At 67.5% G+C, this 16,243-nt stretch carries 18 protein-coding genes; 15 read left to right on the forward strand and 3 right to left on the reverse strand.

What is annotated here, in order from left to right; all coding sequences use genetic code 11:
- Positions 1-449 precede the first annotated feature (449 nt).
- The 3 genes from E6J58_15275 to E6J58_15285 are packed head-to-tail and all read left to right on the forward strand — an operon-like array spanning position 450 to position 2,489.
- A complete protein-coding gene (locus E6J58_15275) occupies positions 450-830 on the forward strand; it encodes a phage holin family protein (GenBank protein TMB35932.1) in 381 nt (126 codons plus the stop codon).
- The gene (locus E6J58_15280) at positions 827-1,273 is read left to right on the forward strand and encodes a hypothetical protein (GenBank protein ID TMB35911.1); all 447 of its coding nucleotides are present in this window, start codon (positions 827-829) and stop codon (positions 1,271-1,273) included. The genes E6J58_15275 and E6J58_15280 overlap by 4 nt, the downstream gene beginning before the upstream one ends.
- Positions 1,274-1,289: 16 nt before the next feature.
- A complete protein-coding gene (locus E6J58_15285; protein ID TMB35912.1) occupies positions 1,290-2,489 on the forward strand; it encodes an MFS transporter in 1,200 nt (399 codons plus the stop codon).
- Here E6J58_15285 and E6J58_15290 read toward each other — a convergent pair.
- Together E6J58_15290 and E6J58_15295 are read right to left on the reverse strand one after the other, a co-directional pair.
- On the reverse strand, positions 2,486-3,118 hold the full coding sequence (locus E6J58_15290) for an SCO family protein (protein TMB35913.1): 633 nt from the start codon (positions 3,116-3,118) through the stop codon (positions 2,486-2,488). The two genes, E6J58_15285 and E6J58_15290, sit on opposite strands and share 4 nt — an antisense overlap.
- Entirely contained in the window at positions 3,115-4,392 is a 1,278-nt protein-coding gene (locus E6J58_15295) for a selenium-binding protein (GenBank protein ID TMB35914.1), read from the reverse strand. Before E6J58_15295 ends, E6J58_15290 begins: the two co-directional genes overlap by 4 nt.
- 169 nt (positions 4,393-4,561) lie before the next feature.
- Between E6J58_15295 and E6J58_15300 the strand changes: the two genes are divergently transcribed.
- Entirely contained in the window at positions 4,562-4,972 is a 411-nt protein-coding gene (locus E6J58_15300) for a response regulator (GenBank protein TMB35915.1), read from the forward strand.
- Positions 4,973-5,063: 91 nt separating this feature from the next.
- Positions 5,064-5,255 carry a hypothetical protein gene (locus E6J58_15305; GenBank protein ID TMB35916.1) on the forward strand — a complete coding sequence of 64 codons (192 nt, stop codon included), beginning with the start codon at positions 5,064-5,066 and terminating at the stop codon, positions 5,253-5,255.
- A gap of 36 nt (positions 5,256-5,291) precedes the next feature.
- Here the strand turns inward: E6J58_15305 and E6J58_15310 are convergent, their stop codons facing one another.
- Positions 5,292-6,044, reverse strand: a complete 753-nt coding sequence (locus tag E6J58_15310) for a 3-oxoacyl-ACP reductase FabG (GenBank protein ID TMB35917.1) — start codon at positions 6,042-6,044, stop codon at positions 5,292-5,294.
- Positions 6,045-6,221: 177 nt separating this feature from the next.
- Here E6J58_15310 and E6J58_15315 point away from each other — a divergent pair, with 177 nt between their 5' ends.
- The 10 genes from E6J58_15315 to E6J58_15360 all read left to right on the forward strand — a co-directional run.
- Entirely contained in the window at positions 6,222-6,572 is a 351-nt protein-coding gene (locus E6J58_15315) for a response regulator (GenBank protein TMB35918.1), read from the forward strand.
- A gap of 13 nt (positions 6,573-6,585) precedes the next feature.
- The gene (locus tag E6J58_15320) at positions 6,586-7,539 is read left to right on the forward strand and encodes a hypothetical protein (GenBank protein TMB35919.1); all 954 of its coding nucleotides are present in this window, start codon (positions 6,586-6,588) and stop codon (positions 7,537-7,539) included.
- Positions 7,536-9,752: a YfhO family protein gene (locus E6J58_15325; protein TMB35920.1), complete on the forward strand. Its 2,217-nt coding sequence runs from the start codon at positions 7,536-7,538 to the stop codon at positions 9,750-9,752. The genes E6J58_15320 and E6J58_15325 overlap by 4 nt, the downstream gene beginning before the upstream one ends.
- 2 nt (positions 9,753-9,754) lie before the next feature.
- On the forward strand, positions 9,755-10,135 hold the full coding sequence (locus tag E6J58_15330) for an NADH-quinone oxidoreductase subunit A (GenBank protein TMB35921.1): 381 nt from the start codon (positions 9,755-9,757) through the stop codon (positions 10,133-10,135).
- Between the two features lie 23 nt (positions 10,136-10,158).
- Positions 10,159-10,797 carry an NADH-quinone oxidoreductase subunit B gene (locus tag E6J58_15335; GenBank protein ID TMB35933.1) on the forward strand — a complete coding sequence of 213 codons (639 nt, stop codon included), beginning with the start codon at positions 10,159-10,161 and terminating at the stop codon, positions 10,795-10,797.
- A 3-nt stretch (positions 10,798-10,800) separates the two neighbouring features.
- A complete protein-coding gene (locus E6J58_15340; GenBank protein ID TMB35922.1) occupies positions 10,801-11,463 on the forward strand; it encodes an NADH-quinone oxidoreductase subunit C in 663 nt (220 codons plus the stop codon).
- Positions 11,456-12,730: an NADH-quinone oxidoreductase subunit D gene (locus E6J58_15345; protein ID TMB35923.1), complete on the forward strand. Its 1,275-nt coding sequence runs from the start codon at positions 11,456-11,458 to the stop codon at positions 12,728-12,730. The genes E6J58_15340 and E6J58_15345 overlap by 8 nt, the downstream gene beginning before the upstream one ends.
- Positions 12,376-14,466 (forward strand): 2Fe-2S iron-sulfur cluster binding domain-containing protein, encoded by a 2,091-nt coding sequence (locus tag E6J58_15350; GenBank protein ID TMB35924.1) that lies wholly within the window; start codon positions 12,376-12,378, stop codon positions 14,464-14,466. The genes E6J58_15345 and E6J58_15350 overlap by 355 nt, the downstream gene beginning before the upstream one ends.
- On the forward strand, positions 14,467-15,969 hold the full coding sequence (locus E6J58_15355; GenBank protein ID TMB35925.1) for an NADH-quinone oxidoreductase subunit H: 1,503 nt from the start codon (positions 14,467-14,469) through the stop codon (positions 15,967-15,969).
- Positions 15,969-16,243 (forward strand): hypothetical protein (locus E6J58_15360; GenBank protein ID TMB35926.1); only part of this gene is annotated, 275 nt, incomplete at its 3' end. The genes E6J58_15355 and E6J58_15360, both read left to right, overlap by 1 nt.

Below are 16,243 nucleotides of genomic sequence, written 5' to 3' on the forward strand. Positions count from 1 at the left end.
TCGAGCTGACGGTCCTGCCCAACGAGACCATCCTGCGCGGCGTCCCCGTGTTGGTCGGCCAGGCGCGGGCCCTCTGCACGGAGGTGTACGGACCGCGGCCGATCATCCAGACCTTCGACGCGGGCGCGCGCGAGCTGGAGTGGCACGCGAAGCGGGTATGGGCCATCTACCTCGAGCAGCCGGACGCGCACGAGCGATCCGACGTGCTCGAGCATCGCGTGACGGAGCTCTCGGCGCAGCTGTCGCGCCTCAACCTGCCCTGGGACGAGTGGCAGATCATCTACCGCCTGCTCCTGCAGGTGGACCGCGCCGTGCACGGCGACGAGCCGCTGCTCGAGCACGCACAACGAGTGGAGGAGAGGGACATGGCGGACGAGAAGGCGCTGCCTGCGCCGCGCAACATCGAGAAGCTCCCCGCACGACGACAGGGGTTGCAGACAACGGTTCCCATGTCGGTCGAGGGGATGTCGAACCGCGAGCTGATCGGGCACGTGATCGAAAACGCGACCCAGCTCGCCAAGAAAGAGATCGAGCTGGCCAAGTCCGAGCTGCGCGCCGACGTGAAGAAGGAAGTGGCGATGGTGAAGGGGCTCGGCGTGGCCGGCCTCTGCGCGATCTGGGCGGTGAGCCTGATGCTCGTCGCCATCGCGCTCGCTCTCGGGAACGTCATTCCGGAGTGGGCGGCGGCGCTGATCGTCGCCGGCGTGGTGCTCGCGGTAGGGACGGTGGCCGGCCTGGTCGGGTGGGGAAAGCGGGTCAAGAAGCCGCTGGAGGCGACGCGGCGCAGCCTCAAGGAGGACGCACTGTGGGCGAAGGAACGTCTGGCGTGAAAGAGGGGAACGGCGCGGCGTCCGCTGCTCAGGAGCGCGCTCCACGGGAGATCGAGCGCGATATCGAGCAGCTGCGCACGCGCCTCGACCGCTCGCTGGCGGAGTTGGATCGGCGCCGCCACGAGCTGATGAACGTGAAGCTGCAGATGCGCAAGCATCCGGTGGTCTTCATCGGTGCCGGCGCGGTGGTGGTGCTGCTGCTGGGAGGAGTCGGGTTCGCGATCTACCGCTCGCACAAGCGGGAGGAGATCCCCCAGAAGGCGAAGCGGCTGCGGATTGCCATCGGGCGCGCGGTGGACGAGCCGCACAAGGTGGCGCGCGGCGACGCGCCGGTCTGGGAGAAGATCGTCGCCGCCGTGGGGACCACCATCGCGGTGAGCCTGACGAAGAAGATCATCGAGCGGACCTGGAACGAAACAGTCCAGCCGTCACGCAGCCGCTGATCTCCTGCGCGAGGGGATGCGTACCGTTCCGATCCTGATCGCCGCGCACGTCTGCTCGATGCTCGGGTTCTCCACGTTCGCGGCGCTGCTCCCGCAGCTTCGCGACGAGTGGTCGCTCAGCAACGCGCAGGCGGGCATCGTGGGCGGGGTGTTCTTTGGCGGGTACATCGCCTCGGTCTCGTACTGGACCGCGCTGACGGATCGGGGCGATGGGCGGAGGGTCTACGCCGTGGGCAGTCTCGTCGCTGCCGCCGCCAGCGCGGGTTTCGGGTGGCTCGCGAGAGGATTTGCCAGCGCGCTCCTTTTCCAGGCGCTGCTGGGCGTCGGGATCGCCGGCACGTACATGCCCGGGCTGCGGCTGCTCTCGGACCGGATCTCCGGATCGAAGCAGAGCCGATCCATCGCCTTCTACACGGCGTCCTTCGGCCTCGGAACGGCGCTGTCGCTGGCGCTGGCGGGCGCCGTCGCATCGCGCGCCGGCTGGAAGGCGGCGTTCCTGGTCGCCGCCGTGGGACCGCTGATCGCCGGCACTCTGGTGGTCGCGCTCCTGACTCCGCTCCAGCAGGCGGGAGCGCCGGGGCGATCGATGGCGTTGATCCCGTTTGCCTCGTGGGGACCCATCCTGCGGCAGCGAGAGGTGGCCGGGTACATCGTCGGCTATGCGGTGCATTGCCTGGAGCTGTTCGGGTCCCGCAGCTGGATGGTCGCTTTCCTCACCTTCTGCGCCGGCTTGCGCGCGGGCGGGCCAGGATTTCCCTGGAGCGCCCAGTCGATCGCCGCCGTCGTCAATCTCATGGCGGTGCCGGCGTCGATCGCGGGAAACGAGATCGCGCTGCAGGTGGGTCGCCGCAAATGGATCCTGCTGGCGATGGCCGCGTCGGGCGCAAGCGGAATCGTGCTCGGGTTTTCGGCCCGCTGGCACTGGATCGTGGTGCTGGCGATCCTGGCGGCGTACTCGATGATGGTGATGGCGGAGTCGGCGACGCTCACGGCGGGGCTCGTCGCGGCGTCTCCGCCGGAGCTGCGCGGCTCGGCGATGGGCCTCTATTCGCTCGCCGGATTCGGCGGCGGGATGCTCGGTCCGGTGATCTTCGGCGCTGCGCTCGACGTCGCGGGTGGCGCCGCGAGCACCACGGCCTGGGTCGTCGCATATGCGGCGATCGGCAGCGGCTGCCTCGCGGCCCCCGTGGTGGCGCGCTGGTTCGCTCGAAACTAACCCTGGGCCCGGTCTTCGAGCAGTAGCGTCTTGATGTCGTTGAGCAAGACCTGCGTCTGCAGAAACGACGTGCTGTAGATCTCCCGCACCGAGCCGCGCCGATCGATGAGGAACACCTTCAGCACGTGCGAGAGCGAGCCGGTGCCCGCGCGCGGCATCCACACATCCTGACCGAGGCCGCGCAGGAGCGGCTCGGTCTCGCTGCGCGAGCGGGTGGTGAGGAAGTGCCATGGCACTCCGCCGCCGCCCGACACGAATCCGCGGCGGTACGCGCGCATGACCGCGGGGGTGTCGTGATCCGGATCGAAGCTGAGGCTGACGAAGCGCAGCTCCGGAACCAATCCGGGCTGCTCGTCGATGCGCTCCTTCAGCTCTTTCATTCGATGCGTTGCGAGCGGACAGCCCATCCCGTCGGTGCACTTCGTGTAGATGAGGCTCAGGACCGTCACCTTGCCGGTGGTGAACTGCGAGAACGGCCGGGCCTTGCCTTGCGCATCGAGGACTGTCCCCGCAGGCGCGGAGATGATGTGCTGCAGCTTGTACGTACCCGGCGCAGGAGGCGCGAAGTCCTGCGCCAGCGCCGCCGCCGAGGCAAGCAGCAGAGCCAGGGGGCCTGGTGTCTTCATCATTGGGAGTCGAATGCCGTCTTCAACGCCTTCGACCCGAGCTTCATGTGGTGGGCGCGCCCGAGCTTCTGCTGGAGGAAGTCGACTTCGAACGCCTGGGTCAGCTCCTTGCCGTCCCACTTGAACCCGCGGAGGAACTGCTCGTTGTCGGCGCCCTTCTTGTCCCAGTTCGCGAGCAGCGACGAGGTGATATAGACGCGCTTGCCGTCCCAGCTCTGCGAGATCATGTTCACCTGCTTCCCCGTCGCCTTCTCGTAGGCCTGGACCGGCTTCTCCGGATTGCTGAGGTCGAAGTACCGGGTCTTGCCGTCCATGAATGTGTTGACCCAGAGCCCCTTTCCGTCCGCGCTGATGCTGATGTCCACCGGCAAGGGGATCTTCGCCGGATCACCGATGTCGGCGACGGCCTGCCCCTGCCAGTTGCCGCTCGCATCCTGCTTGATGAGCCAGAGCTTGGAGGTGAGCGCGGCGGCGGTGACGGCCCAGTTGTCCTGGGGATTGAGCGACCAGCGGATCTCCAGGGGCGCTCCCGGCACGGCGAGGATCTTCGTCGGTTTCATCGCCTTGAAGTCCCAGAGGGCCATCGTGCTTCCAAAGTGCTTCATCGCCTCCTGGTCTTTCACCAGCGTGCCGAAGTCCATCATGTAGTTCTTCTGTCCCGTGAAGCTCGAGGTGAGCATCACGTTCTTCTTGGGATTGATCGCGATGTCGTAGCCATAGCCGTCCCCACCTCCCTCGGTCGGCATCGGGTACTTGGCGATCAGCTTGCCGTTGTTGTTGTAGAGCGCCATCCCCGTCACACCGCCCTGATCCTTGGAGTTGGAGAGCGCCTGGATCAGCATGCGCCCCGGCAGCGCATAGAAGGTGTGCGGCCCGACATATCCGGTCTTGGCCGGCAGATCGGAGATGGTCTTCACCAGTCGCGGCTTCGCCGGATTCTTCGAGATGTCGAACACGTAGATCTTGCTGTCATCGAGCCCACCGGCCCAGAGGAACCGCCGGTCGTCGGTCAGGCCCATGTGATGCGCTTCACCGCGCGCAGCCACCGAAGCGCTCGAGATGACCTTGCCGTAGCTGCTCGACCGCGGATTGACGTCCACGGTGACGAGCTTGTCCGACCCGTCACCGAGCCCCTCGATCCCCAGGGCCCAGACGTACACGTAGTCCTCTTGTCCTTTGATCAGGTTCCCGACGTAAGGCGAGTTGCAGGTCTCGTCCGCGACGGCGATCGAGCTCGCGCCGATCACGAACACCACGATCCAGAAATAGCGGGCCATGCGCTCATCCCCTTTCCAAGCGCCCCTGCCGTGCTGCTCCTGGGTGCGCGCGCTGTCAAGACGCGGGCCGTCGAGGCCTTTGCACAGGGCATTTCCTTTCCTCGGTACTGCCACGCATTTCGCTGCCGGCAGACACTGGTTATAGGATGGCCAGAGCGCTGGGGGGCGCATGCAGCATCCTCTGCAAATCGTTCTGGTGGTCGACGACCACAGGGATACGGCCGAGATGATCGCGGAGTTCCTCCGCGAAGTCGGATTCGATTCCCATACCGCAAACACCGGCTTGGATGCCTTGCGCATCTACGACGCGCTGCGGCCCGCCTTGATCATCACCGACGAGTCCCTTGCCGGGACCATCGCGGGCTCGGAGCTTGTCCGCGTCCTCCGGCGCAAGTACGGCCCGGCGGTCGGCCGCGCTCTGTTTCTCACTGGGGCGCCTGACACGGTGAGCTCGCTGCCGACGGACGTCGTACTGGAGAAGCCGGTGGATCTGGAGACCTTGATCGCTGCGGTCCGGTCGATCCTCGGCGGCCCGCCCGCCGCGCGCGAATCGGGAGCGGCTGCCTCGGCTCGTCGTTGATTCGGGACAGAGTGCTTCTAGATTGGCGAGCGGAGGTCTGACCGAGGACCGTTCGTGGCTACAAGAAAGGGCGAGCGACTACCGAGGGCGCATGGACCGAAAAGAATTGATCGCGGAGATCAAGTTGTTGAATCGACTTCTCGATGAGGCACACAACCGCGCTGTTGCTCAGTTTGCCTTGATCGACAAGCTCACGGCAGCGAGCCTCCATGTTCAGGGTCTCTTGAAGAAGCTCGCGCTGGAAGGCTCGGGCGCCGCCAAGAGGCGACGCAATAAGGGCTAGAGCCAAGCCGTGCCGCCGGTGACGGCCCCGCGCCAACTACATGTACAGGCCGCCGTTCACGCGGAGCACTTCCCCAGTAATGAACCCCGCCCGGTCCGACGCCAGGAACGCGATCGCCTCCGCCACCTCCCGCGCCGTCCCCGCGCGCCCCAGCGACGCTCCCTCTGCCATCGCCTTCTTCGCCGCCTCCGGCAGTTCCTTCGTCATGTCCGTCTCGATCCACCCCGGACTGACCGCATTGACCCGGATGTTCCGGCTGCCCAGCTCCCGCGCCAGCGACTTGGTGAACCCGATCAGCCCCGCCTTGGCCATCGAGTACACCGTCTGCCCCGCGTTCCCCTGCTCGCCGACGACGCTGGTCAGGTTCACGATGCTCCCCGACCGCTGCCTCATCATGGGGCGCACCGCCGCCTTGCACAGGTGGAAAACGCTGGCCAGGTCGACGTCGAGCATCCGCCTCAGGTCGTCGGCCTTGTAGCGCATGATCAGGCCGTCGATGGAGATACCCGCGTTGTTCACCAGCACGTGCAGCCCGCCGAGCTTCTCCACCGTGTCGTCGATGGCCTTCGCGCACGCCTCGGGGTTCGCCACGTCGAACTTCAGCAGTTGGATCGCGGCCGCCCCGGCTCGCTCGCACTCCGCTCTCGCTTCGTTCGCCGCCGTGTCGTTCCCCGCGTAGGCGATCGCCACTTTCGCGCCGCCCTCCGCGAGCCGCACTGCCGCGGCGCGACCGATCCCGCGCGATGCGCCGGTCACGAGCGCCACTTTGTTCTCGAAGTCCTTGGGCATGGGGCGCCTCATAGCAGAAATGAACACTCCCGCTGCGATCCGGGCGGCCGAATGCATGCCCGAGGACCATCGGGCGCTGACCGCTTGCACTCCTCCGGGCTTCGCGGTACGTGCGACCACGGACGCGAGGAGCGCCATGTAATCGCGGATTTGGGGGATGGGACGGCGGCGAGGCGGATGGAAATTCTGAATGTCCTGGTAGTCGAAGACGACGCCGATCTCAGGTTTTTGATCGGCGACATCTTTCGTGACGTCGGTTGTTCGGTTCGCGATGCCGAGCATGGCCAGCAAGCCCTCGACGTGCTGGAGGGGTGGCGGCCCGACGTGATCGTGCTCGACGTCGCCATGCCCGTGATGGACGGGTTCACGTTCCTCGCGCAAAAACGGCAGGTTCCTGACCTGACCGACATTCCGGTCGTCGTCGTCAGCGCGACCGCGCGGGGGCCCATCGACGGGGTCGAATACGTGCTCGCCAAGCCGGTGGACGCGAACCAGCTGCTCCTGGCGGTAAAGCAGCTCGCCGCCTGAACCACCTCCAGAGATGCATTGCGGCATCCGCCGCGCTCTGGTACGTCGCCTCCGGCAAATGCACATCGGCGTGATCGGCCTCGGCGCCATCGGCGGCGTCACTGCGCAACGACTGCTGGGGGCCGGGCTCGACGTCGCGCTCGCGGCGGGCCGGCACGCGGCCGAGATGGCCGACAAGTTCCCCCAGGCTCGAATCGGCGCGACCCTTCCCGGATCCGACCCATACGGACTGATCCTGCTTTGCGTCCGCAGCCCGGAGATCGAGACGGCGCTGACCCCCGCCGTGCCCCTCCTCAAGCCGGACGGAGCGGTCGTCTGCCTGCAGAACGGCTTTCCCGAGGAGCGCGTCGCGAAGCTCGTCGGCATGCAGCGCGTGCTGGGCGCCGTCATCGGGTGGTCCGCCACGATGACCGAGCCCGGCGAGTACGTCGTGACGGGAGGGGGCAAGTTCACCCTGGGCGGCGCCTCCCCGCGCCTCGAGCATGCGCGCCTCGTGCTCCAGCACGCCTTCCCGGTGCGCGTCACGAACAACCTCCAGGGCGCGCGCTGGAGCAAGCTGGCGATGAACTGCGCCATGTCGACGCTGGGCGCCGTCAGCGGACTCTCCCTCGGCGAGCTCGCTGCGCGCCGCGAGGTCCGCTCGCTCGCGCTGCGCGTCATCGCCGAAGTCGTCCACGCCGCCCAGGCGCGCTCTGTCCGGATGGAGCCCATCGCCGGCATCCGGCCCGACGCGTTGGTGAAGCTTCCGGCGCCCGTGGCGCACGCCTCGATCTGGCTCGCGGCGCAGCTCCGGCCGTCGCAGAAGTCCGGGATGATCGCCCGCCTGCAGCAGGGCCGTCCCTCCGGCGTGGAGGACCTGAACGCGCTGATCGACGGTTCCCTGAACCGCGCGCTCGTGCGGCAAGTGCAAGAGATTGAAAAGGGCCAACGTCGCATCTCGCCGCAGAACCTGGCGGAGCTTTCGTGAAAGGCTGGCGCGGCGCGTACGTCGCCGCGGCCGTGCTCGTCGTCGCCTACCACTACCGCCTGGCGCTCCCCGGCATCGCGCTGATCAACAACGACTTCCGCAGCCTCTTCATCCCCCTGCGCGCCTGCCTGCAGAACACGCTGCGCGAAGGTTCCTGGCCGTTCTGGCAGCGGGGCATGTTCCTCGGCTATCCGATCCTCGGCGACATCCAGTTCCAGCTCTTCAATCCTTTCACCTGGCTGACGCTGCCGCTGCACCCGGCGCGCGGCATCACGGTGCAGTCGCTGATCGAGCTTTGTCTCTGCAGCGCCGGGATGGCCTTCTGGATGAAGCAGCGCGGCCTGAAAGCGACAGAGGCCGTGTTCGCCGGCGCCGCATTCGCGCTCTGCCTCAAGCAGACGGTCCACCTGCATCACTGGACGTTCGCTTCCTCGACCTGCGCCTGGCCCTGGATGCTGGCCGGCCTCGACGGCTTCGCCGCCACAGGCCGCGCCCGCTTCGCCGTGCTGACGGCGCTCGCCACCGCGGGAACCTGGATCGGGAGCTCGCCGCAGATGGCGTACTTCGGCACCGGCCTCGCCTTCCTCTATGCGCTGGCGCTCGCTCCGGAGCTCCTCCGCCGCAGCCGCGAGCACGCCGCGGTCGGTCTCTGTGCAATTCCCATCGGCGTCGCCTTGGCCGCGCCGCTGCTGCTCCCGGTCCACGAGATGAACGCGCTCGGTCCCCGCGGCGCCGGCGTGACCTACCGATTCGCCGCTTCCTGGAGCTGGCCGGATCGCTCCGTGTGGACGGCGATGCTGCTGCCGCGCGCCTGGGGAGGGCGCCCCGATTTTCGCGGCCCGATGAACTACTGGGAGCTTCAGGGCTACCTGGGCCTGCTTCCCATGGCGCTGCTCTTTGCCACTCCGTTGCGCCAGCGCCGCAACTGGCTGCTGCTCGCCGTCGCCCTTCTCGGTGTCTGGGTCTCCTTCGGCGAACATGCCTGGCTCGATCTGCACCGCTTCGCCGTCCGCTGGGCGCCGGGATACGGCGGCTTTCGCAATCCGACCCGCGCGCTGATGCTGACCGCGTTCTGCGTCGCGGCCCTCGCCGCCGAAGGCCTGGACCGCCTGCGCGAGCAGCCGCGCGCCAGATGGCTGGTGCTCGCCGGGCTCGGCATCGTCGGCATCTGCGTCGCGCTCGCCGCGGCCTTTCCCGCCGGCTACTTCATCCAGGGCTTGCGCGACGACGCGGAGGTGGCGGTCTGGCTGCTCGCCGCATCGGCCGTGTGGGCCTTCTTCGCCCGCGCCGACTGGCGCTGGGCAGCCGTCGCCATTCCGCTCTTCATCGCCGACGTCAAAGTCCAGTGCTGGGACTCTCCGGAGGTCGGGCCGGCTGCCCGCGAGGCGCGCGCACTGGAACCGTTCGCCGAGACTGTGCCGAAGGCGCCCCTACCGCGCCGGGTCGCCGCCGTGCTCGAGTGGGAGGAAGCGAACGCCGTGCTCACGCGCGGCTGGGAAGGCGTCACCGGCTACGGCCCGACGCCCATCGAACGCGTCCTCCGCCTCTTCGAAGCGACTTGGACCGGCGCCATCCGGCCACAAAAGCAGATCAACGAGGACGAGAACTTCCCCCGCTTCCGCACCGACTCGCCGCTGACGCCGCTCTTCGCGGCGCCGTTGCTCGTCGCTGACCGCGAGGCCAGCGTCCCCGCCATCGCCCGCGACGGCGCCGTCCGCCTCTACCGCCTGCCCGCCCTGCCGCGCGTCTTCTGGACGGGCGCATGGCAACAAGCCTCCGACGAACGCTCGTCGTTTCTATTGGCCCAGGCCGCGAGGGGCGCGCTGGCCGTGCTCCCGGAGCCGATCGCGCAACCGTCGGGTCCACCGGGGCCGGCAACAGCCGCCGAGCACGTCGAAGTCCGCGCCAACGAGGTCACCGCGCAGCTCGCCGCGCCCGCCGACGGCCTCGCCGTGGTGCTCGAGCCCTGGTTCCCCGGCTGGAAGCTCACCGTGGACGGCGCACCCGCCCCGCTGCTGCGCGCGAATTTCCTCTTCATGGCGACGCCGCTGAAAGCCGGCGTGCACACGTTGCGCCTCACCTACTTCCCCGCTCGCTTGCTCCCTGGGATCGCCGTCGCCATCCTCGCGGCCGCACTGCTGGTTCTCCTCTGTAAACTCACGATGCACCGCGTTGACACCCGATCCACCGGCGGCTATTTTCCGCCGCCCTGAAGATGGACTATCTCTCTCCGTACATTCCGATCCTCGTCCTGCTCCTGCTCACCGGCGTGCTCTGCACGGCCATCGGCGTGCTCGCGACGGTGCTCGGCCCCAGGCGGATCACGCGGATCAAGGAGACGGCGTTCGAGTGCGGGTCGCCTTCCACCGGCGATCCACATGCGCGCCATTCGGTGAAGTTCTACCTGGTCGCGCTGCTCTTCATCGTCTTCGATATCGAGAGCGTGTTCATCTACCCGTGGGCTGCGCTCCTGCGCGACCTGCACGGCGAAGGGCTGGGCTGGTTCGCCTACTTCGAGATGCTGTCGTTCATGGTGACGCTCGCGCTGGGCCTCGTCTACGTTTGGCGCAAGGGCGCTCTGGAGTTCAACCTGTGAGCGACGACCAGTACCGCCTGCCCATCCTCAAGCCAGAAGGAAACGTTCCGGAGTCGCCGCGGGTCGGCGGCGAGGAGCAGAACGTCCCGGTGCTCGCCACCCGGCTCGACGACGCCATCGGCTTCTTCGAGAAGAACCTCTCCGATGTGCTGGGCTGGGCGCGCAAGAACTCCATCTTCCAGTACCCCTTCGTCACCGCCTGCTGCGGCATGGAGTACATGAGCGCGATGGCAGGCCGCTACGACATCGCCCGCTTCGGCGCCGAGTTTCCCCGTTTCACCCCGCGTCAGGCCGATCTGCTGATGATCGTCGGCACCATCAACGTGAAGCAGTCCCCGGTGCTCAAGCGCGTCTACGATCAGATGACGGAGCCCAAGTGGGTGATGGCCTTCGGCGTCTGCGCCAGCTCGGGCGGCTTCTACGACAACTACGCCACCCTGCAGGGCGCCGACCGCGTCATCCCCGTCGACGTCTACGTCCCCGGCTGCCCGCCGCGGCCGGAGCAGGTGCTCGACGGCCTCAAGATCCTCCAGGACAAGATCCAGAACCAGCGGCACCGCGCGGCCACCATGGAGAGGGCGCCGGAGGTGCAGCTCGATCTCGCCGCCCGGCAGCGCGAACACAAGACCCGGAGCTTCCTCGGCAAGCTGCTGGGGAAATAGGCCATGTCCCAGGCGCTGATCGATCTCGTGCGGGAGAAGTTCCCCGAGGCCGTGGTTTCCTCCCACAGCCACCGCGGAGACGACGTGGTGACGGTCAAGCGGGAGAACCTGGTCGAAGTGATCGATTTTCTGCGCAACGATCCGCAGACCGATCTGAAGCTGCTCCGCCAGATCGCCGGCGTCGACCTGCTCACGTACCGCAGCGAGATGTCCGGCGGCGCCGCGCTCGCCTCCATCGAGGTGCCGGCGTACGACGTGCAGAACAAGCCCAAGGTCGAGCCGCGCTACCAGGTCGCCTACAACCTCTATTCGATCACCAGGCACCACTCGCTGCGCGTGCGCGTCGAGCTGCGCAGCGACGACCTGAAAGTGCCCTCGATCACCTCGCTCTACCGGACCGCCGACTGGTGGGAGCGCTACGTGTACGACATGTTCGGGTTCGAGTTCACCGGGCACCCGAACCTTACGCGCCTCTTGATGTACCCCGAGTTCGTCGGCTTCCCGCTGCGCAAGGACTATCCCGTCCGCAAGCGCCAGCTCCTCGTCCCCGAGCTGGACTTCCCCGACCTCGTGCGCGGCCCCGGCCCCGGTCCGGGCGGCGCCGGCGTCCCGATGAGCCAGACGCACGTCGGCCGCGAGAACGTCGATCCGAGCACCTATGACTGAGCCCGATCGACGCGCCGAAGGCGCAACCATAGCGTCCCCTGGGTTTTCGGGGACTGAGGCGCTCCAGGACCAGGATCCGCTCTCGCTGGAAGCGGAGATCCCGACCACCCCGATGACGGTGAACCTGGGTCCCTCGCATCCGGCGATGCACGGGACGGTGCGTCTGACGGTGACGCTCGACGGCGAGACCATCGTGGAGGCCATCCCGGAGATCGGTTTTCTCCACCGCGGCTTCTCCAAGTCGTCGGAGAACTCCACCTGGCACCAGGTGCTGCCCTACACCGACCGGCTGAACTATGTCTCGCCCATCCTCAACAACACCGGCTACATCATGGGCGTCGAGAAGCTGATCGGGCTCAAGCCGACCGAGCGCGCCGAGTACCTGCGCGTCCTGGGCGGCGAGATCAGCCGCATCTGCGACCACCTCACCTGCGTCGGCGCCATCGGCCTCGAGCTGGGGGCGTTCACCGTCTTCCTCTACGCGATGGAGGCGCGCGAGCTGCTCTGGGACCGCATTTCCGAGCTGTGCGGGGCGCGAGTGACGGTTTCCTGGACGCGCATCGGCGGCGTCGCCACTGACACCCCGCCGGGCTGGGAACAGCGGGTGCGCGACTGCCTTCCGCGGGTGATGGAGCTGACCAACGAGATCGACACGCTGCTCACCCGCAACCGCATCTTCATCGACCGCACCCGCAACGTCGGCGTGATCTCCGGCGACGAGGCGATCGACTGGGGCTTCACCGGCCCCTGCTTGCGCGCCTGCGGCGTCAACTACGACGTGCGCAAGGCGCATCCCTATTCGGTCTACGACCGGATGGACTTCGAGATCCCGCTGGGGAGCCGCGGCGACACCTATGATCGATACGTGCTGCGCATCGAGGAGATCCGGCAGTCGCACCGGATCGTCCTGCAGTGCCTGGAGCAGATGCCGCCGGGACCCATCATCATCGACGACTGGCGCTACGCGCTCCCGCCCAAGAAGGACGTCTTCGGCTCCATCGAGGGCGTGATGGCGCACTTCAAGCTGATCATGGAGGGCATCCCGGTGCCCGCCGGCGAGGTCTACGTCTACACCGAGGGCGCCAACGGGGAACTGGGCTTCCACATCGTCTCCAACGGGAAGGGCAAGCCGTACGCGATCCAGGTGCGGGGGCCGGGATTGCCCATCCTCTCGGCGTTGCCGCGGCTGATCAAAGGACACGCAGTGGCCGACCTGATTCCGATCTTCGACTCGATCAACATGATCGGCGGCGAGGTGGAACAGTGAGCGACTCGGGCGCCGTCACCACCGGGGGAGGGCAGCCCGGAGCCGCGAAGGGCCAGGCGCAGATTCCGGCGCCGCCCAAGAAGGTCAAGCTGCTCGTCGACGGCATCGAGGTGGAAGCCGACTCGCGCGACAACCTGATCGAGGCGGCTCGACGCATCGGCGTGGCCATTCCGTACTTCTGCTACCACCCGCGCCTCTCCATCGCCGGCCAGTGCCGCATGTGCCTCGTCGAGACCAGTGACGCTCCCGGCCGCCTCGTCCCCGGCTGCCAGGTCCGGGTCAAGGAAGGCCTGAAGGTCACCACGAACTCGCCCGCGGTGAAGGACAACCAGCGCGGCTGCATGGAGTTCCACCTCATCAACCACCCGGTGGACTGCGCCATCTGCGACCAGAGCGGCGAGTGCAAGCTCCAGGATTACTATATGGAGTACGACCACCAGCCCTCGCGCATCCGCGTCCAGAAGCTGAACAAGCCGAAGCGCGAGATCTTCGGGCCGATGGTGGTCTACGACGCCGAGCGCTGCATCATGTGCACGCGCTGCGTCCGCTTCATGGACGAGATCGCCAAGGAGCCGCAGCTCGCGGTGGTGGAGCGCGGCTCGCACTCGCTGATCGCCACGTTCCCGGGGCAGCCGCTGGACAGCAAGTACAGCGGCAATACGGTGGACATCTGCCCCGTCGGCGCGCTCCTGAACCGCGACTTCCGCTTCCAGTCCCGCGTCTGGTTCGTGAACAAGTCGCCCGCCATCTGCACCGGCTGCGCCAACGGGTGCAACGTGTACGCGGAGAGCCGCGGCAACGTGATGTACCGACTGCTTCCCCGCCGCAACGAAGAGGTGAACCAGGTCTGGATGTGCGACGAAGGCCGGCTTACCTACCACGCCACCAACGACAAGCGCGTCGAGTGGGCCCGTACCGGCGAGGGCGATTCGGCCGCGTCGGTAGGCCCGCGCATCGCGGTGGATCGCGTCGTCGAGCTGCTCAAGCCGCTGGCGGGGCGGGGCGGAATCGGCGTCGCCGTCTCGGCGCAGTGCACGAACGAGGAGGCTACCGCCGCGTTCCAGCTCGGAGCGCACCTCGGCGCCACGCATTACTTCATGGGCGGGCAGCGCGCGGGCGATTCGGACGACTTTCTCATCCGGGCCGACAAGAATCCGAACACCGCCGGGGTCCGCCTCGCTGCCGAAGCGTTCGGGGTCAAGCTGCACGACATCCAGGCCGTCGATCAGGTCAAGGCGCTCGTCGCCATGCGCACCGACGGCCTCCTGCCGGACAGACTGGGGCACCTCGAGGTCTTCGTCGCCATTTCCCAGAACGAGGACGCCGCGTCGTCGGAGGCCCACGTCACGCTGCCCTGCAAGAGCGTCTACGAGCAGGACGGCTCGCTGATCAACTGGTACGGCCGTCTGCAGCGCACCTGGGAGTCGGTGCCGGCGCAGCGCGCCGACGCAGCCCCGGGCTGGTCCTGGGCGGACGGCATCCTGAAAGGCCTCGGCGCCTCGGGCCTCGAGAGCGCGGCGGCGGCGTTTCGCGCGCTGGCGGAGAAGTCGCCGCACCTCAGCGGCCTCTCGTTCGACGATCTCCCGGAGGATGGAATCGTGCTCGAAGGCCTGTTGCCCTCGGAATGGCCTGCGCGCGCCCCGCGGCCGGCTCCCGGCGCGCATTCCGTCCGGGGTCCGCAGACCACGCCTCCCGGCACCAAGGTGGGAGACGAGGCATCCGGAGGCTCGCGGTAGATGGCCGAGGTGACCACACCCGTCGCGCGGCTCGCCTCCGAGGACTTCGGTCCGAAGATTCCCCCGAAGCCCGTGTATTCGACGTGGCTGAGGCAGTCGGTCCTGGGGTGGGGCGCCTTCGCCGGCTTCCTTCTCGCGATGTCCTGGCTGTTCCTCGCCCTCACCCGTCTGATCATCGGGATCGGCGAACAGATTCCGGTGAGCTGGGGCCTTTCGCCGGCCATCGGGACGATCCTCTCGCTGATCGTCGTCCTGGTGATGATCACGGCCACGCTGCTGACGATGGCCGACCGCAAGTGGTCCGCGCTGATGCAGGACCGCGTGGGCCCCAACCGCGCGCGCTTCTCCATCATCCCCGGCCTGCGCGACAAGCCGCTGAAAGGCATCCCGCACATCGTCGCCGACGTCCTGAAGATGCTCTTCAAGGAGGACTTCATCCCCGAAGGAGCGGTGCCCAATCGCTTCCTCTTCAATCTCGCCCCGCTGCTCGCCTTCGCCCCGGCGTTCATGCTCTTCGCGGTGGTTCCCGTGAGCCCGGAGGTGACGTTCTTCGGCGCGCGCTTCCAGCTCCAGGTGGCGAGGGTCGACTGGGGCATGCTCTACGTCTTCGCTCTCGCGTCGATCGCTGTGTTCGGGACGGCGCTCGCCGGCTGGACGTCGAACAACAAGCTCGCGCTGCTCGGCGGCCTGCGCGCCTCTGCCCAGCTCGTCAGTTACGAAGTCACGCTCGGTCTGACGCTGGTGGGCGCCTTCATCGTCTTCGGGAGCCTGCGCCTCGACACGATGGCCCTCTTGCAGGGGATGACCGAGCCCGGATTGCGCGCCGCCGCTGCGTTCGCCAACCGCGCCGGCGACTTCCTCGCCCGCGACGATTCGTTGCTGTTCGGCTGGCTACCTTCCTGGGGCGGGGTCTTCCAGCCGGTGGGGATGATCCTTTTCCTGGTCGCGGCGCAGGCAGAGATCAAGCGCGCGCCGTTCGACACGCCGGAGGGCGAGAGCGAGATCATCGGCTACTTCCTCGAGTACTCGGGGCTGAAGAGCGGGATGTTCTATATCGCCGAGTACGCCGAGACCGTGGTGATCGCCGGCATCGTCACCACCATCTTCCTCGGCGGCTATCACATCCCCTGGCTCGAGCCCACCATCGTCCGCACCACCGAGGGCTGGCTCGGCGCGAGCGGAATCGCCTGGCTCGCGGTGCTGCAGGTCTTCACCTTCATCCTCAAGATGCTGGCCATCATCTGGGTGATGTTCGTGGTCCGCTGGGCATTTCCGCGCTTCCGCTACGACCAGATCATGCGGCTCGGCTGGAAGATGATGCTGCCGGTCTCGCTCACGAACGTCGCGCTCACCGCGGCCGTGTTCCTCTGGGCGGGACGCGACGGAGTAGCCTGGATGGGCATCATCCAGTGGATCGCGTTTCTCTTCTTCATCGGCTTCTCCGCCCGCGCGCAGCCCAGCGCGGAGCCGGGAAGCCACTCCTCCACGGTGGTGGAACATTGATGGAACATCCCAAGGACGAGCGCGCAAGTCCCGGACCGCAGCCCGATCTCAGCTTCGGCGAGCGTCTGTACCTGCGCGAGGCGATCAAGGGGATGGGAGTGCTGGCGAAGCACTTCTGGACCAACCTCTTCGGCTTCCGCGACCCCGCGCCGGAGGTCCTGGACCGCAAGGGCCCCGGGGTGAACCTGGTCTCGACGATCAGTTATCCCGACGAGCGCAAGCCCTACCCGCCGGGCTACCGCGGCATGCACCGCCTGGTGCCGCGCGTCGACGG

The organism is Deltaproteobacteria bacterium (assembly GCA_005879535.1).
GTDB lineage: Bacteria > Myxococcota > Myxococcia > Myxococcales > 40CM-4-68-19 > 40CM-4-68-19.

Bases quoted from the DNA above. Each gene is read 5' to 3' on its own strand.
- E6J58_15275 (TMB35932.1), top strand. From the start codon at position 450: ATGTCGGTCGAGGGGATGTCGAACCGCGAGCTGATCGGGCACGTGATC.
- E6J58_15285 (TMB35912.1), top strand. From the start codon at position 1,290: ATGCGTACCGTTCCGATCCTGATCGCCGCGCACGTCTGCTCGATGCTC.
- E6J58_15290 (TMB35913.1), bottom strand. From the start codon at position 3,118: ATGATGAAGACACCAGGCCCCCTGGCTCTGCTGCTTGCCTCGGCGGCG.
- E6J58_15295 (TMB35914.1), bottom strand. From the start codon at position 4,392: ATGGCCCGCTATTTCTGGATCGTGGTGTTCGTGATCGGCGCGAGCTCG.
- E6J58_15300 (TMB35915.1), top strand. From the start codon at position 4,562: ATGCAGCATCCTCTGCAAATCGTTCTGGTGGTCGACGACCACAGGGAT.
- E6J58_15305 (TMB35916.1), top strand. From the start codon at position 5,064: ATGGACCGAAAAGAATTGATCGCGGAGATCAAGTTGTTGAATCGACTT.
- E6J58_15310 (TMB35917.1), bottom strand. From the start codon at position 6,044: ATGCCCAAGGACTTCGAGAACAAAGTGGCGCTCGTGACCGGCGCATCG.
- E6J58_15315 (TMB35918.1), top strand. From the start codon at position 6,222: ATGGAAATTCTGAATGTCCTGGTAGTCGAAGACGACGCCGATCTCAGG.
- E6J58_15320 (TMB35919.1), top strand. From the start codon at position 6,586: ATGCATTGCGGCATCCGCCGCGCTCTGGTACGTCGCCTCCGGCAAATG.
- E6J58_15330 (TMB35921.1), top strand. From the start codon at position 9,755: ATGGACTATCTCTCTCCGTACATTCCGATCCTCGTCCTGCTCCTGCTC.
- E6J58_15340 (TMB35922.1), top strand. From the start codon at position 10,801: ATGTCCCAGGCGCTGATCGATCTCGTGCGGGAGAAGTTCCCCGAGGCC.
- E6J58_15345 (TMB35923.1), top strand. From the start codon at position 11,456: ATGACTGAGCCCGATCGACGCGCCGAAGGCGCAACCATAGCGTCCCCT.
- E6J58_15355 (TMB35925.1), top strand. From the start codon at position 14,467: ATGGCCGAGGTGACCACACCCGTCGCGCGGCTCGCCTCCGAGGACTTC.